Below are 16,318 nucleotides of genomic sequence, written 5' to 3' on the forward strand. Positions count from 1 at the left end.
CAGGAAGGGTGCTTTTTTTTTGTATGTAACCAAAGAAGAGTTCTAGGAATATATCGGTAAAAAATTTTTTATGTTAAAAAATGGGTAAAATAGGTTATTTTTACAGTATTTTTCAAAATGGGTTTTTTGGAATAATAGGTTATAGTGTAAATAAGACATTTGATCTAAAAAGGAGGAGGTTGATATTAAAGACATCAAAAAGGTAGAGGACGTTCTACTCTACCATAGGAAAAGAACGGTTAGAACGAATGTGAAATTCTCTGCTCCTATCAAATCTAGTAATCCCTTATCAGGGAAACGTATTCAAAGCTATCAGACTGAAGATGAGCTCCACACGGATACGGAGAATCTCAGGAAAAAATTAGTCGAGCTTGTTTGCAAAGAAGGTACTTTCTCAAGCCTCGCAGTGTTAGAGATGAGCCAACAGCTAGATGAGTATATTGTCCATATGCAAAAAAGGATAAAATCCTATAAACACTAATGTTGCCTGTTCAAATGTCTACGGTTCCTATAGCACGTATCAAGCTTGCTATTGCTTTGTCTAGTTTGTACGTACACGCGATCTTGTGCGGCTTCGGCCAACGGGCAGAAGCTGTGGATGCCGTACTCAAGCGGTAAAAATGAAGCCCAGTACGAGGCAGCAACCAGCAAGCAAATCAAGAGGAATGTCAATCTTTTGTGCAGAAGATATCTAGAAGGCACTCCTGCGTTGGCAAAAAACTGCAAGTCTACCATAGGAGGCGAGACAATCTATATTTATTTTGGAACCATCACTGCAAATCGAAACCAAACCATATGGGCGCCTTTCTCACGCTCCAAACAGTTACTTGTCAAACAAAATCCGCAATGATCCATGCCAATTTAGCCGGCGCCCACCCTTTTACGTTGGCAAGCGTTATGCTGACGACCACACAGCCCCCAACCATTTCTCAAGTTCCTATAAGTTTAGCCAATGAAATACCAGTACGAATAGTTACCGCAGTCGCATACTTGTTATCGTTTTTTCCGAATCCTAGCTTTAGCAACACACGGAGGTAGATGATAAGCCAGAAGTAACAGCTTATCAGTACGATAAAAATTTACATCCCTATTATATATCAGAAAATTCTGGAACAAAAGATGGGTAACACATCATCATGGGTATTTTGTATGACCCGTAGTAACGACTGGTGAAGCAAAAGGCCCGTAACTAGTCTACGAGCCTACTCGTCATGATTTTTCTGTTTTTGTTCTGCTAGATATGCTAGAAAACGGACATGCTCTAGTGCTTTTTGTTTATCCTCTTCCGAAAGCTTATCCAATTCAGATAGAAATAGTGCTTCAAATGCAGAATAAGGGCTGGCCGTTTCTTTGACTAGACCGGGGCGTCTGTTGTCAAAAAGAATGCAATCCGCAGATACCTCCAGCGCTTCTGCTAGACGGGAAATATCATCATGATTGGGATTTGTATAGGATCTTTCCCAGTTAGAAATCACTTGTGATGAAACATTTACACGTGCAGCCAACTCCTGCTGCGTCCACTTCTTCTGTTTTCGTAGAGCTTTGATTCGTAGTCCGATCGTTGGCATTCTTGTCACCTCTTTACCCAAATAATAGCAAGAACTAACGCATTTAGGTAGTTTACTAACGATAATTGAGAGGGTGACAAAAAATAACAATTAAAGAAACGAGTTACGTTATTTGAATAGATACAAGCTTTTAGATGCAATCCAGTTGTTTTTTTGGAGCGTGTCAAAAGGTCAAAGCATGATTATTCGTGAACGTGATAAGCATGGAATATTATTATAAAGCGAAAAGAAACAAACAGTGTTGATTTTTTATCAACAGGTATGTAACAAAATGGCACTTTTTATCAACATTCCTAATACAATACAAAAAACAATGTTTAGGAGTGGAATTAAAAATGAATTGGCTTCTCATACTAGGATTTGCTGTTTCATCGAGTCTCGATAATCTTGGTGTCGGAATATCGTATGGAATACGCAATATTCGGATCGGCTTTCTTTCCAACTGTGTCATTGCTTGTATATGCTTTCTTTTGAGTGAAATTGGGATTTATTTCGGTCAGCTCCTGTCAGCTATATTACCTGGAATACTTCCCGTTCTAATAGGGGCTCTGTTATTATTCGTCATTGGCGTACGGATTATCTTATTGGCATTTCCCGGTAAAAAACTGGCTTTGGCAGTATCAAGCGAAGGTAGAGCGAACACCAAAAGCATCAAGGGCATCCTGGAAAATCCTGAAGAGGTGGACTTAGACAAATCAGGAGAAATTGGTGTGGGGGAAGCGTTTATTTTGGGAATAGCCCTTGCTGCAAATGCTGTTACCAATGGGTTAAGTGCAGGGCTAATGGGCTTATCTCCGCATGCGATTTCGATAACTGCCGCGATAGGTAGCTTCATCACGGTCTGGGCAGGAGTTGCCTTAGGAAAAAAAGTAGCATCAGTTCGGATTGCTTCTTTTACCTTAGGTCAATTCGGCACCATCATAAGTGGAGTGATGCTTTTGGTGATCGCGGCTAACACTTTGTTGTAGCTTTTACCCAACATGTTTGACAAGAAAAGCAACTGCTTACGGCACAGCAGTTGCTTTTTGCTATGGATAGTCGATGCAGTTTCGTATGTTGAAAAAACATGATGAACAAGAGAGGGAGCATCATATACACCTACTTTCTTTTGGAAAGTAAATATTTCTAGCCTATAGGTACGAAAGGATATTAATGTGATAAGATGCAGTAAATCAATCGAATCATGTTACAGGAGGAGATGCGTGAGTATGGTAGAGCCTATTGTACTAACGAAGGGAACGCCAGGAGAAATCTGTCCCATTGCCAAAACACTCGACATAATTGGTACGAAATGGACTTTTTTAATCATTCGAGATCTGCTTATTCAGGGAACGATGAGATTTAGCGATCTTATCAAATCAACGGATGGCATTAGTCCCAAAACATTATCGCTTCGTCTCAAGGAACTGGAGATACAAGGGATAGTGGTAAGAAAGGTGTACCCAGAAGTTCCTCCACGTGTGGAATATACGCTAACGGATAAAGGGAAACAATTAGAAGGCATTTTCATTGAGCTGAAGCGATTTGGATTAACTCTGTAAAATCCGATACATTTTATTAAGAAAAAGGACCTTTGGGGTTCTTTTTTGTTATCTAAAGACTTTGCATTAAAAAAATAGTACGCTTCTATACCTTGCTACATCAAAAACTTACCAAAATGTAACTTTGTGAATGAAATATCACTTCTTCAAATCAGAAATGTTTGGAACTACAATGATCTCGGACACAAAATGTTTTGAAAAGGAGGAGTGACAGCATGTTGAAAGGTAAAAAAGTTGTGGTTATTGGCGGAAGCTCTGGAATAGGATTAGAAACGGCTAAGCTAGCGCTAGCAGAAGGAGCTGATGTTGTCATTGCCAGCCGTTCTGAGGAGAAGCTACAGAAGGCTAAAACAAAGCTGGGCGGTAAGGTAACAACCTATACGCTGGATATTACCCAAGAGAAGCAGGTTCAATCCTTTTTCCAGCAGATAGGTACGCTTGACCATTTAGTCATTACTGCTGCTGAAACCTCTGGAGGTTCATTTCTTGAAATGGACGTAGATCAAGCACGGCAGTTGTTTGATCATAAATTTTGGGGGCAATACTACGCCGCTAAATATGGAACACCTCACATAGCCACAAATGGTTCCATCACCTTATTTTCCGGAGTGGTTGCCTATAAATCTATGATTGGATCGGCTACCCTTGGAGCTGTTAACGCAGCCGTTTCCAATCTAGGGCAAACGTTAGCCTTAGAATTATCACCTGTGCGTGTGAATATCGTCTCTCCAGGTATCATTGATACGCCGTCACGCAGTAAAATGCCTCAAGAAGCACGAAATAGCTTTTATGAAGCTGTGGCAAGCAAGCTCCCAGTCAAACGGATCGGTCAACCAGTAGATGTAGCACAGGGAGTGATGTATTTGCTCCACAATGATTTTGTTACGGGGACCACTTTGCATATTGAAGGCGGACATATTCTTCTATAACCGAAAAACCCCTTCTCGTAGAGGCATAAAGCATGCTTATCTATGAGAAAGAACAGCATTTAAAAAAGCTAAAGATTAGTTGATTACAGATGAAAATAGTGTTAGTAAAAGTGAATACAAAAAAGTTTGGAAAAACAATTGGTATAAAAATTGATGATACTCCTTCTGTGCCAAGGTAGCTATTAATTCGTTTAATAAGGAACACAGCAATCGTCAATTCTAGTGTGAGGTTCTGAATGACGATTGCTGTGCGATTTTTATATTATTCCCCAATACTACGCGCCTATTAAATCAAGCAAAGACAGTTGATCTTGGATAAAATAGTATAAGTATGTAATCCAACATATAAATAAAACTGCTGAGAATACAATATAACGTTTGTTCTGAATGAAAGCTCCTCTAAAGAAGAAGAAGAGTCCTAACAATAATCCTAATAAAATAATCACTATTTCTATTATCATGGCTTAGTCAGGGATTAAAACCTATGTATATTTCAATATTTCCCCAAAAATATACAGTAGCTATTTTGTTACTCCCTTCCTTCTCCACCTCCCATATTCCAAGTATATGTTTATTCATATTGGGGTTCCGCCATCATGCTTCAAAAGGAGTTGCTTATATTGTTGGTCAGCAGATATAGGCTTTTGAACCACAGAAACGGGTCTCTCAGGCGTTTTTTGTAATAGGGTTGGTGGTAGTTCTTTGCCCTTCTCTAATGGGGCTGTCTTATAACCAGCTTTCGTTTTCGTCCCAGGCGTGGGCTTACATGCTTGATCTGGCACGAGCTGTAAAGTGAGCTAGCTGTGGAAGGGCAATGCCGATAAAAATAAAGCCCACGCCTATCCATTGTGATGCAGAGACCGCTTCTTTTAAAATCAGCACAGATAAAATAACGGTAACGGGTAATTCGGCTGTCGCTAAAATCGTAGCCAGTCCCGAGCCGATTTTTGGAATCCCGATGGAAAAAGCAATCGAAGGAATCACAATACTAAAGGTTCCTAAGGCTAGTGCATATTTCCATAGACCTTTTTCCAACGCTCCGTCGTAGAGAAAGGTTGGCGGGAAAACGATGAGTATAAGCGCTAATGCGCCAGCTATCAGGAATACACTTCGAGGAAAAGGCGGAACCTCCACGGCTACTTTTCCGCTTACAAACAGATAACAAGCAAAAGAAACGGCAGACAATAATCCAAGGAGGATACCGCTTATTTCCAGACTTTGAATGGATTGCTCCAGTAAGCCGCCGGAAAGAGCAGTACCGGCTAGCAAGAATAGCACAGAAATCATTTTTTCTTTTGACGGTAAGGTCCTGGTAGAGATGGCTTCAATAATGATGCCGATCCAGACAAATTGAAAAAGCAAAACAATGCCGATAGAAGCGGGGATGGTTTGCAATGCAGCATAATAACAAATGCCGGTGAAGCTGGCTGATGTACCCGCAAAAAATAACGCAATCGCTTTTTTCAGTGGAACGCTCTGGCGAAAAAATAATAAGGTCAGGACAAGCAATAAGAGCCAGCCGGTTACATATTGGCTGCCAATTACCTCGCCTAGTGTAAAGCCCATCTGATAGGCAAACTTTACAAATATGGCTAATACCCCAATGCTACAAGCTCCTGCTAACACTAAAAAGGAATAACGAAACAAATCGAGCCTCCGTGTAAATGAATGATTTTAGGATTTAAGCTGAAAAAATTTTCCACGCCAAGGACTAGCTAAGTGGTGCTGTGCTCGTCCGCGTCAGCCTTCTTATGTTGCTGCGCTTACTTTTAGCCGTTGCAGACGTGCAATTACCTCTTGTAGCACCTCGATGTCCTTAACCAGTGCAATACGCACATATCCTGTACCGCCAGCACCAAATCCACTGCCGGGTGAAAGGAGAATGCCTGCTTGGTCTAAGAGATAGCTTACGAAATTCCGATCGCCCATTTCTTCATACTCGCGAGGAATCTTTGTCCAAAGAAAGAAGGATGCAGGTGACTTTTTAACCTCCCAGCCTAACTTTTGCAGCTCTGGGACAAAATAATCCATGCGCTCCTGATAGCGTTTCATCTGCTCAGATGCGTAGTATTCCATCTGCTCCAGCGCATCTATGGCCACACATTGGAAGGGTAGGAACATTCCAAAATCAACATTGAATTTCATAGTTCGCAGCCCCTGCAATACGTGTTTATTTCCTACAGCAAAGCCAATACGCCATCCTGCTACATTGCAAGATTTACTTAAGCTATATAGCTCAACAGCGACATCCCTGCCTCCCGGTAAAGAAAGAATACTAGGAACCTCAGCACCATCATAAGAGATTTCAGCATAGGCTAAATCATGGATGATCACAAAATTAAATTCCTTTGCCAGAGCAATGGCTTCTGCCAAAAACTCTTTCGATAACACAGTTGCTGTTGGATTCCCAGGTGAGCAAAGGACCATCACCTTGGCTTTTTGCAAATCTTCCTGAGAGATCTGTGATAAATCTGGTATAAAGGTTTCTTTTTCACATGGAAAATAAATAGGAACTCCGCCTACTAAATGTAAACAATTCGTATAAACGCTGTAAGAAGGGGAGGGGACGAGGACGCTGTCTCCTTCATCTAATAGAGCAGACAGTAGATAATAAATTCCTTCTTTTGTCCCCAATACATCTAAAACCTCTGTTTCATCACATAAGCTGACTTTGAATCGGCGTGCGTAATAAGCGGCAGCCGCCTTTTTTAGCTTTTTCCCGACGTCTGGAGTAAAATCACCATAGCCATGATAACTGGAATTTGAGATATATTCCTTCAGCTTTTCCATCAATTCTGGATTGGGGGAACCATCTGGATTCCCGATGGCTAAGTTAATAACAGGGCGTGTTTGCCTTTGTAATTGCTCCTCAATAAAGCTAAATGCATCCTCTGGCAGGGTTTGGATATAGGTTCTTGCCATGTAAAGGCTCCTTTCCCGATCATTTTTTAACCTTCCTGATAAAAGAATTAGCGGATTGGTTTTTCTAGGAGACGATTTTCCACTTCAATTTCTCCTGAGATCACTTTCATTTCAAATTCATAGATGCAGGCGGCTAATTTACTGACTATCTCTGAGATATGATCCTCTGAAAATAATGACATTGGATAAAGTAAAAATGCAGTCTTCATGCTATCGTCTGGATTCACTTTAAATTCTGGTACAATACTAATTAATGGAACCTCATGCCCTTTATTGGTTTCATTCCAACAGTATTGAATGAATGTTTTCGCAATTTCGCTTGTATCGAAGTGGGAGGAATGTAAGCGAATCCGATTAAAGGCAATCTGAAACACAAGCTCCCATCCTAAAGAGGCATCATTAATGACAGAGATACCGCTTACTTTTTCAAGCGCATCCTTACATTTCATATGTAACGTATGTAGCTGGACTAAATATTCCTGAAATCCCACTCTTCCTAACCGGTTCATTGCCACCCAAGCGGCGGCGATCCCATTAGCAGGACGAGAATTTTCGATGGTATAGCGATAGGCGCGGAAGTTACCGAATTCATAGTCGGATTCTCCATAGCTATAGGAGCCTTCATTTAAATGGTTAAAGCATTCATCCGTTTTGGAAACAAAAAAACTTGTTGAATAGGGGCACAAACCATTTTTGTGCATATCGACACCAAACGAATCAAATCGAGAAACACCTTTTACCTTTTCTACTACTCGCTTAATTTTGCGGCGAATTTCAGCATTTTCGATTTTTTGTTCCCATTCGTTATCCCTTACTCCCATAAAAGTAAACCACAGCCAGCCAATAACGCTATCTAAATGAAAATAGGGAAAATAGGTTTGCTTCGTTTCTGCAAATACCTGCTCAACACACTGATATACCTCATTCGTATCATCACAAGCGAAGTTAATCGTGGTTCCACCGCAACATACAACGGCGGCAATTCGCTTTCCTTTAGCGAGCTGCTCGTGCAGAACCTGTTTTAGCTTCGTTACATCCATGCGCCAATCCTCTGTAGTACCAATACGGATGCATTGATCCGCTCCTAAACCAAGTATGGAACAAACATGCTCAACACAATAATGTGCGCCTTCATTTGTTAGGACCACGAGATCATTGGGAATCCCTTCACGTCTTGATTCAGGAGCGATTTTGGAAATGGCTGATTTGATCGCGTAGAAAAGTGTTAATTTTCCACCATTACAAGAAATACCATGTGCTTGCTCCCAGCCTACTAAACGGCCAATGGCTCTTGCTATGCGCTGTTCAAATAATATTGTTTTGCCACCAAAGGCATCCATTAAACTATTGGAATTATATAATTGCGTCATTGTTGTCGCTGCTACAGTATCTAACAAGGGTGAGGGTACCATATTAAAGAGCGAATAGGGGGAGTGCGGACGAATACTGCCTTCAAACATTTCAGAAAGGCTATGAAAGACCTCTTCTGTATGTTTTCCCGTTTCCGGCATATAGCTTTTTTCTAGATCTTCCTTATAATGAAAGGTTTGGGCAGAAAATTTCGGATTTAGATGATTTTTAGCCTGAAGCTGTTTTTGAAGGAGGGCTGTTTTATTGAAAAATGTCTCTATATTATCTTCGGATGGCAGTAAAAATTCTGTTTCTGGCTTTATGTTTTTGATCATTTCGAAACCTCCAGTAAGAACTGCTAACTTTCTTGTGATTTATACATCAACCATTTAGATTTTGACTCAAGGGAGATCGTAAGCGATTTTTTTGTCTGTATAAAGGCTGTTATCTTATGTCGTATCCCTCCTATGCTCAGATGAAAGAACGAAATCTTGCATTGTGCTATGCATATAATTTCAATAAATAGCAAATGATCATACTTTTTGAAATTATATTGCTTATAATATAACCTGAAATAGGCTAATTTGTCGATATTTGTATTTAGTCATAATGAAATGAATTTATTTTTGTTAAACTCTTCTGAATTTTTGTTTATGTTTGTTTATGAGGAGTATCAAGCAGGTCTTATAGAATAGCAACGATAAAAAGAGGCGGAATAAGCCTAGGGCATCTTTGAAAATAAAAAAGCCCGCATATAACATGCGAGCTATTTGTCGTGATCCTGTTGTTGATTTGCCAGATAGCGCAGGTAACGGATGTGTTCCAGCACCTTTTTTCTATCTTCCTCTGATAGCTGTTCTAATTCGGATAAATATAAGGCTTCAAAATCGGAATAGGGACTAGAAGCTTCCTTAACAAGCCTAGTATGCTTGCTGCCAAATAGCATGTAGTCAGCAGAAACGTCCAAGGATGTAGCGAGTCGATAAATATCATCATGATTGGGATTCGTGTAAGCTCTCTCCCAGTTAGAAATGACTTGTGCTGAGACGTTTACACGAGCAGCCAATTACTGCTGCGTCCATTTTTTCTGTTTCCGCAGCTCTTTGATTCGTTGACCGATCAATGGCATTCTCGTCACCTCTTTAAAAAAATAATATCAGCAACTAACGAATGAAGATAGTTTATTAACGGAATTTGAGAAAGTGAAGAAAAAAGAGCATTGACAGTAACGTGTTACGTTATTATGATATAGCTATAGGCTCCTAAAAATTGGAATGCGAGGTGCTACATATGGTTCATCAGAATGTCGAGAGAATCAGGCGGGCAAAAGGAATCACTAAGACGCATTTGGCAAAGATATTAGGTCTTTCATTACAAGGATACAGACATATTACGTGCGGGCAGGTGAGGCTTGATGTAGAACGCTTGCAGATTATTGCAAATGTATTAGACGTTGAACCAGGCATTTTTTTTGATGATAAACTAACGGATTCAGTTATAAAATCTATGAACCAATCTAAAACAGCTTGAGAGCGAAAGAATCGTTAGAAATAACGGTAGAAGCTACAAAGGTGGGGAATGGATGAAAGGATTGGCTTTCCAATACCAAACGTTTGGGGAAGGAATGAGAAAACGCAGACAGGACAAGAATTTAAGCCTGTCACAGCTATCCAAAATGACAGGAGTCAGCAAGGGGGTGATATCAAAAATAGAGTGTGGGGAAACCCGCAAACCCGAATGGCGAACCATTAAACCGCTAGCTATTTCCCTACAGATTCCGTGGGAAGAAGTCATTGGCTATTATGCAGAAGTGGAACGACGCCCTAAGATTTTACTTGATTTGCTCTCCAAATCCATTTCATTACGACAAACCCCACTGATTAAAAAAGTAGCGCTGCGTTTTATTCAACTGCCAACTGAGGATAGTTACGAGCTCATGGAAAAGCTGTATGAGTGCTCCCGTTTGGTTAATGACCTTCCTAGCCGTCTCACTTTATTCAATCTCATCGTAAGCTACGCTAGGGAAAGAGGAATGCAGAAATATCTAGCTAAAGGTCTGTTGCAAATTTATTTGGTGCAGCGGCAGGATTTAAAGAAGCTGGGAGAATCCTTTCAAATGGGAGAGGAGGTGTTGCATTACATTGTATTTTTGGCGCAGGAGGAAAGGATTGATTTCCTTTACAAATTGGCCCTGCAAGCCTATGCATTAAAGAAGTACGAAAAATGTATCGCCCTTAGTAAAGCAGGGATTCGAGAGGATCAGGGCAGTAGTGAATTAAAAGCGAGAGGCTATCTAGCTATGATTAATTCCCTTTCACGATTAGGGCGATACAAAGCTGTAGAGCGGCACCTAGAGCAATTTCAACAGCTTCCTTATTCTTTTGTAACTGAGGCAACCTTACTAACAAGAGCGATTTTACACGCAAGGCGACAAGAGTATCAAGTTGCTATCCCATTACTCAAAGAGTGTTTAGACACAAGCAGTCCGTCTTCTAAAATTCATGTGGTAAATGAGCTTCTGGATATTTTCCTTACCATTAATAATGTGAAAGCCTGCGAAGAGTTATTTCATCAAGAAAAAGAGTGGCTGTATGTGAACCTGCAAACACCGTACAAGCATTTATCGGTAGGGAAATATTATCGGTTCAAAGGATTTCATCAAATGAAGGCAGGCTATGTGGATGAGGGATTTGAGAGTTACAGCAAGAGTCTACTGGTCTATGCAAAACTAAATGCTTTTTTTGAAATGAATGAATGCATCAATGATATCTTGGCTCATTTTGTAGCTTGCTCCAAGGCTATAACGGTAAAGCAAATCGAACAATTGCAACGTGTGTATCAACAGATTGTTTCTGAAAACTATCAGAGTAGGGGTGCGTAATCTATGAAAAAAGTAATAGGTATGCTTCTGATGTCTGTAACAATGCTTGTAACGGTCACACTTACTGATTCAGTGGTTCCTACACCAAGCGGGACAAGCCTTCAGGTTCAACCATCTGATTATGATCCAGGGTATTAAAATCCTGCATTTTGTAAAGCTGTAAACCAGCGAAACACAGGAGCGTTTGCCAGAAAAGCGCTCCTGTGTAAAAAGGGTAGTAGCAGATGGACGTTTCGGTTATGAGGATAGGCTGTACGGAAACCTAAGTAGAAAAGAGCGGCCGTTTCCAGCTATCTAAGGCCGAAGATAGTCCGATCGAATTTACGAGGTCTACAGGAGGTACAGCTTTAGCTACAAATAGATACGATTGCTTAAAAGGAGTGGTTACATGATTGATCGTAATCATGTTAGGGCGCGATCCATACGTAAGGAAATTGAACATCGTCTCCAATTACATGACTACACTCTGAGTAAATTAAGTGAGTTATCCCATATCAATAATGGGCATCTAAGTGGTTTTTTGAATGGAAATCCTGGCAGGGCATTAACGGTTGCACAATTAGATTCCATTGCAAATGTATTTCATGAGCCTCCTGGCTGGCTGTATGACTTGTATATTGATGAATGCTTTCCAAAGGGAAGAGTATCTAGGAGAAGAGTATGTCCCTATCTGATTAGATGTGCCGAGCTGGGCAGACATGACTGCATTCAGCCCGTTGTCTCAGCCTTATTGGAGCAACGTAAAAACATCGAAATCCTTTTTTATGTAGCCGAACAGCTATTTCAACATGGGAGGCAGGACGAATCAATCTACTTTTATCAGTTAGTGATTGATAATGAAAAGGACAGCTATTCAGACCGATTTATTATGAGTCACTATCGTTTATTTCGTTCCTTGCAGGAAACCGATATGGAGGAAAATTGGAAGGCTGTTATCCGATTTGAAGCTTATCGCAAAAGATTGTCTGAGCGTCATCAGTTGGATGCACTTCTACAGCTAGCTAATGTATGCTTTACATTACATAAGTGGAAAGAAGTGGAGAAGTACGGAGATGAACTAAGGAAATTAGCTACTCTGGTTTACCAAAAGGAACTTTCCAAGCTTAAGAATAATCGATACTATCAGCCACTTAAAACCGAGCGTCATTTGGTCGTTTATTATGGACAGGGATATCTGTTAAAGGCAGTGTCTCTGGAAAAACAAGGGCATTACGAACAAGCCAAGGAATATGTCTCTGGCTACGCTGATCTTAGCTGGTTTGAACTGCTAGACGATTCTGGACAAGAAGAGGTCGAAAAATTCAATCTGTGGGCTACCGCAAACATGTATACATTAGACATGCTCATGGGAAATACAAGTGTTCTCGCTGACTACATTGCCTTCCTTGAGGATCACCCTACGGAAATATTATCCGGCGTAGTAACAATTATGAAATCAGCCAACCAGCATGGTTTTTTAATAGATCATCTATTAGAGAAATTTTCGGCAGAAATACGTACCTTTGAACATTCCCATGATTCCATTTGTGTAGATCGACATCTCCGGTTTCGATATGATCTGGCTATTTACCATTTTCAAAATGAACGGTTTGAAAGTGGAATAATAGATACTCTCCGCTGTCTGGATTTGTCCATCGTGATGAATAATCAGAAGAAGTTCATCCAATGTGTAACACTTTTTGAAGCATATAGATATCACGCCACAGAACAACAAAAAAGAGAGTATAAAAAATTGTTGGAGGAGGTGAGAAAGGATGAGGGGATTTTTGCTATCGCTAGTAATGGCTTTTGGAATGTTTAGTCAAGTAGCAGATGTAGAAATAGCTAAAGCAGAGCATTCTGTAGTTCCCTATGAACATGGCGTAGGTGGTTAATTCTTGTTTTTCATTTGGAAAGCACTCCTTTTATCAGGAGTGCTTTTCTTTGGTTTATCAATAGATTTTTCGCTATCCTTTTACGACACCAAGAGCGAAGCCGTCATAACCTTTGCTCCCCACGGTTTGGATAGCCGTTGCTTCAATCCGGGGCTCAGCAGCTAGCAGATCAAAGAATTGCCGAATACCCTGAATACGGTCATCTCCATTCTCGGGATCGATCACTTCTCCATTACGTACCACATTATCTCCCAGAATAATTGCCCCTGGATTGCAAAGCTTTATAGCCCATTGTAAATAATGGGGGTTGTTTTGTTTATCGGCATCAATAAAAATCATATCGAAGCCCGTCAGCCCTTTTTCTTGAAGGGTCGGGAGTGTTTCTAGTGCAGGGCCTACAAGAATGGTTACTTTTTCAGCGAGCCCCGCTTTTTTTATATTCTCTTTCGCGACCTGAGCGAATGCTTGCTCATATTCTAAGGAAATAAGCTGGCCATCTTCTGGCAAGGCACGAGCAAGCCAGATACTGCTGTACCCACCAAGTGTCCCTATTTCTAAAATCTTCTTTGCCCCTCTTATTTTGGCTAGCAGGTATAAGAACTTCCCTTGGTTTGGTGCGACATCAATGGCAGGCATGCCGGAATTAGCATTTGCTTGGAGAACTCCTTCTAGAATTGGATCAGACGGAAGTAGCATACTGTTGAAATACTGATCAACCTCAGCCCATTTGTTAGGTGCTTGCATGTCAATCATCCTCCTTTAATCTGATAACAGCAATTTCTTTATCTTGAATCTGCTTCTAGTGTAATACAGGATGAAAAATAAAACGCATAAAAAGAGATTTTTTTTTGAATGGTTCGTCGAATATAAGTGAATAAGCAAAAGATCAGGATTGTCCAGAACATCTTTGAAGATTGGAGGTACGGAATGCAGGACGACAAAAAAATCATTGAGCAGGTTCTTCAAGGCAATAAAGAAGCATACGCAGAGCTCATTGATAGACATCAAACAAAGGTATTTTTTATCTTGAAAAAAATGCTAGGTCACTCGCAAAATCATCAGGATATCGTTCAGGAGATTTTTATTAAAGCCTACTACCATTTATCCGAATATAGATCAAATTATGATTTTTCCGCATGGCTGTACCGTATTGCTGTCAATCATTGTCTTGATGAGCTACGAAAACAGAAGCGCACACCGTCGGTAGTCCAAGCGGAAATCATGCTGGTTGATAGGCATACACCGGAGGAGGAGTATCTGGAAAAAGAACAACGATTGTTCGTAAGGCAGAGGATGCTGACACTGGAGGAGAAGTATAGAAAGGTATTGGACATGCGCTACTTTCAGTATTTAAGCTATGAGGAGATCAGTAAAAAGCTATCGGTTCCCATCAGTACCATCCGCATGCGTCTGTCACGAGGAAAAATGAAGCTTCGGGAATCAATTGAAAAAATAGCGAAGAGGGGAGACTCTCGCCAATGAAATGTCTGAGCACAGAAGAGTTAGATGCTTATCTAAGTAATGAACTATCTTTAGCTAAAAGCAATCAAGTAGATGGACATCTACAAAACTGTAAGCATTGTCAGCAACAATTCATAGAGTATGTGGATCAATTGGAAACAAACAACGATAGAGCTGAACAAACAATAGATACAAGAATAGTGGCTCACGAGCTTGTTGCAAAGCTTCCGCCTTATCCCATTTATGCATTAAAACGAAAGCAATATGTTAATCGCCAAGAAGAGATGCATCGGCGAAAAAGGGGAATAGGCATCTTGAAAAAAACCTCCCTTCTTGTAGCTGGGTTAACCGTAGTTGTTTTAATCGGTCCAGTGATATTTTCGCCGCTTGCCATCTATGTGAACGGTTTGTATGCTAGCCTTCATTCCGAAGACACGACTGTGTTGATGAATCATCGCATCGATCAAGAGATACATAATAATCAAAAAGAATGGATGAAACAACTAAATGCAAAGTCGACGGATCAGGGAATTACATTAGAAGTAAAAGAAGTGTTTGCCGATACGAGAAAGATTGAACTAATCACCTCGATTGAAGGAGAAAGGGGAGAGACCTCTGAAGGATTGGCTCTCATGAAGGATGTTCATTTTCAGATAAAAGATAAAGCTGGGAGAATCTATGAAGCAGATGGGGAAGCATCCAGTTTTCCAAGAAAGCAGCGACTTGGTGCTAATTTGGTATTGTTAAGTCGAGATCTTACTCCCATTTTCTATGAAGCTCAAAAAATACCGAACGAACTAATGATTGAAATTAGCACAAAAAAAATAGGCAATACAACAGGCAACTGGAAGGTAGAAATTCCACTAGACCTGTCGAAAGCAAAAGCGGCCACAAAAACAGTAGCTATTAATAAGCGATATACGAGTCCCCAAGGCATCTCCTTTCATCTTAGAGAGATTAGCTTTGCTCCTAGCTCCACACAACTCGTAATTGATACCAATATTCCAAAAGGAGCCTACCATGATAGGTTTAGCTATCAATTGGTTGATGAACAGGGAACGGTTCTCGCTGGATGGAGTGATTATGATCAACGACTTTTCACATGGAGTGAATTCAATCAAAGCTCTTTCAAAAGAAATGATGTTCGTCATAACCCGTTTCTAGATGAAACAGAAAAAAATCCTGTTAACATTTTTAAAAATCAAGTAAATCGCTTTTATGTGACCACAAAGGATCAGCATTTAAGGCTTTTAGCCAATTCCTATCCGTTACCAAAGGATAAGAAAATGATGTTTACCTTACACTCTATTTATAAGGTTGAACCTGTTGAGGTCAGTACAAAGCTTAATCTTGAGCAATTATCTACCAAGCCAGTTAAAGTAGAAGATCAGGGAAGTCTCTTCATTTTTAAGGATGTGAAGTACGAGGCCAAGAATCAGAGTACAAAAGAAACATATACAGAGACCAGTATTGTGATGGAGGGAATTTTGGCGAAGGATATTGTCTATGTAGATGAGTGGGAGGTAAAAGACGAAAAAGGCAATACGTATATTGCTATATTTGACAGAGGAGTAGGTAGAAATTCAAATGGCAATGCTGTAATGAATGGGGAATTGAGAATTCAACAGCTAGAAAAATTGCCTAAGGAGCTAACCATTACTTATAAGCGTAAAATAAAAGAGGATCGAAATGTGGAGTGGGAGGTACCGATACAGGTGGGGAAATAGAACAATGAAATGTTTAGCTTCAAAGATATCGCACGACAAAAAAAGGCGCTCCTTTCAAGCGCCTT

General features: G+C 40.3%; 16 protein-coding genes. 10 read left to right on the forward strand and 6 right to left on the reverse strand.

Annotation, left to right across the window (positions count from 1 at the left end; translation table 11 throughout):
- Nucleotides 1-250 precede the first annotated feature (250 nt).
- The gene (locus BRLA_RS22565) at nucleotides 251-481 is read left to right on the forward strand and encodes an aspartyl-phosphate phosphatase Spo0E family protein (RefSeq protein WP_003338796.1); all 231 of its coding nucleotides are present in this window, start codon (nucleotides 251-253) and stop codon (nucleotides 479-481) included.
- Between the two features lie 721 nt (nucleotides 482-1,202).
- On the opposite strand, the gene BRLA_RS22570 is transcribed toward BRLA_RS22565, so the two are convergent.
- Nucleotides 1,203-1,568 carry a helix-turn-helix domain-containing protein gene (locus BRLA_RS22570; RefSeq protein ID WP_003338800.1) on the reverse strand — a complete coding sequence of 122 codons (366 nt, stop codon included), beginning with the start codon at nucleotides 1,566-1,568 and terminating at the stop codon, nucleotides 1,203-1,205.
- A 335-nt stretch (nucleotides 1,569-1,903) separates the two neighbouring features.
- Between BRLA_RS22570 and ytaF the strand changes: the two genes are divergently transcribed.
- The 3 genes from ytaF to BRLA_RS22585 all read left to right on the forward strand — a co-directional run bounded on the left by ytaF (nucleotide 1,904) and on the right by BRLA_RS22585 (nucleotide 4,038).
- Complete coding sequence (gene ytaF, locus BRLA_RS22575) at nucleotides 1,904-2,536, forward strand: sporulation membrane protein YtaF (protein ID WP_022584055.1); 633 nt, start codon at nucleotides 1,904-1,906, stop codon at nucleotides 2,534-2,536.
- Between the two features lie 240 nt (nucleotides 2,537-2,776).
- Nucleotides 2,777-3,109 carry a winged helix-turn-helix transcriptional regulator gene (locus BRLA_RS22580; protein WP_003338802.1) on the forward strand — a complete coding sequence of 111 codons (333 nt, stop codon included), beginning with the start codon at nucleotides 2,777-2,779 and terminating at the stop codon, nucleotides 3,107-3,109.
- A 215-nt stretch (nucleotides 3,110-3,324) separates the two neighbouring features.
- Nucleotides 3,325-4,038: an SDR family oxidoreductase gene (locus BRLA_RS22585; protein WP_003338803.1), complete on the forward strand. Its 714-nt coding sequence runs from the start codon at nucleotides 3,325-3,327 to the stop codon at nucleotides 4,036-4,038.
- Between the two features lie 762 nt (nucleotides 4,039-4,800).
- Here the strand turns inward: BRLA_RS22585 and BRLA_RS22590 are convergent.
- The 4 genes from BRLA_RS22590 to BRLA_RS22605 all read right to left on the reverse strand — a co-directional run bounded on the left by BRLA_RS22590 (nucleotide 4,801) and on the right by BRLA_RS22605 (nucleotide 9,376).
- On the reverse strand, nucleotides 4,801-5,685 hold the full coding sequence (locus tag BRLA_RS22590) for an EamA family transporter (protein ID WP_041752787.1): 885 nt from the start codon (nucleotides 5,683-5,685) through the stop codon (nucleotides 4,801-4,803).
- 102 nt (nucleotides 5,686-5,787) lie between these two features.
- Entirely contained in the window at nucleotides 5,788-6,960 is a 1,173-nt protein-coding gene (locus tag BRLA_RS22595; protein WP_003338806.1) for a pyridoxal phosphate-dependent aminotransferase, read from the reverse strand.
- A gap of 47 nt (nucleotides 6,961-7,007) precedes the next feature.
- Nucleotides 7,008-8,645 carry a pyridoxal phosphate-dependent decarboxylase family protein gene (locus tag BRLA_RS22600; protein ID WP_003338807.1) on the reverse strand — a complete coding sequence of 546 codons (1,638 nt, stop codon included), beginning with the start codon at nucleotides 8,643-8,645 and terminating at the stop codon, nucleotides 7,008-7,010.
- A gap of 431 nt (nucleotides 8,646-9,076) precedes the next feature.
- Entirely contained in the window at nucleotides 9,077-9,376 is a 300-nt protein-coding gene (locus BRLA_RS22605) for a helix-turn-helix domain-containing protein (protein WP_003338809.1), read from the reverse strand.
- A 224-nt stretch (nucleotides 9,377-9,600) separates the two neighbouring features.
- Here BRLA_RS22605 and BRLA_RS22610 point away from each other — a divergent pair, with 224 nt between their 5' ends.
- The 4 genes from BRLA_RS22610 to BRLA_RS22620 all read left to right on the forward strand — a co-directional run bounded on the left by BRLA_RS22610 (nucleotide 9,601) and on the right by BRLA_RS22620 (nucleotide 12,992).
- Complete coding sequence (locus tag BRLA_RS22610) at nucleotides 9,601-9,840, forward strand: helix-turn-helix domain-containing protein (RefSeq protein WP_003338810.1); 240 nt, start codon at nucleotides 9,601-9,603, stop codon at nucleotides 9,838-9,840.
- Nucleotides 9,841-9,892: 52 nt separating this feature from the next.
- On the forward strand, nucleotides 9,893-11,191 hold the full coding sequence (locus BRLA_RS22615; RefSeq protein ID WP_003338811.1) for a helix-turn-helix domain-containing protein: 1,299 nt from the start codon (nucleotides 9,893-9,895) through the stop codon (nucleotides 11,189-11,191).
- 3 nt (nucleotides 11,192-11,194) lie between these two features.
- The gene (locus tag BRLA_RS25105; RefSeq protein WP_003338812.1) at nucleotides 11,195-11,329 is read left to right on the forward strand and encodes a hypothetical protein; all 135 of its coding nucleotides are present in this window, start codon (nucleotides 11,195-11,197) and stop codon (nucleotides 11,327-11,329) included.
- 250 nt (nucleotides 11,330-11,579) lie between these two features.
- Entirely contained in the window at nucleotides 11,580-12,992 is a 1,413-nt protein-coding gene (locus BRLA_RS22620) for a hypothetical protein (protein WP_041752788.1), read from the forward strand.
- 145 nt (nucleotides 12,993-13,137) lie between these two features.
- Here BRLA_RS22620 and BRLA_RS22625 read toward each other — a convergent pair whose 3' ends face one another.
- Nucleotides 13,138-13,809: an O-methyltransferase gene (locus BRLA_RS22625; RefSeq protein WP_041752789.1), complete on the reverse strand. Its 672-nt coding sequence runs from the start codon at nucleotides 13,807-13,809 to the stop codon at nucleotides 13,138-13,140.
- A gap of 183 nt (nucleotides 13,810-13,992) precedes the next feature.
- Here BRLA_RS22625 and BRLA_RS22630 point away from each other — a divergent pair, with 183 nt between their 5' ends.
- Complete coding sequence (locus tag BRLA_RS22630) at nucleotides 13,993-14,547, forward strand: RNA polymerase sigma factor (protein WP_003338816.1); 555 nt, start codon at nucleotides 13,993-13,995, stop codon at nucleotides 14,545-14,547.
- On the forward strand, nucleotides 14,544-16,253 hold the full coding sequence (locus BRLA_RS22635; RefSeq protein ID WP_081870846.1) for a DUF4179 domain-containing protein: 1,710 nt from the start codon (nucleotides 14,544-14,546) through the stop codon (nucleotides 16,251-16,253). The genes BRLA_RS22630 and BRLA_RS22635 overlap by 4 nt, the downstream gene beginning before the upstream one ends.
- The last annotated feature ends 65 nt before the right edge of the window (nucleotides 16,254-16,318 follow it).

It is taken from the genome of Brevibacillus laterosporus LMG 15441, from assembly GCF_000219535.2.
GTDB lineage: Bacteria > Bacillota > Bacilli > Brevibacillales > Brevibacillaceae > Brevibacillus_B > Brevibacillus_B halotolerans.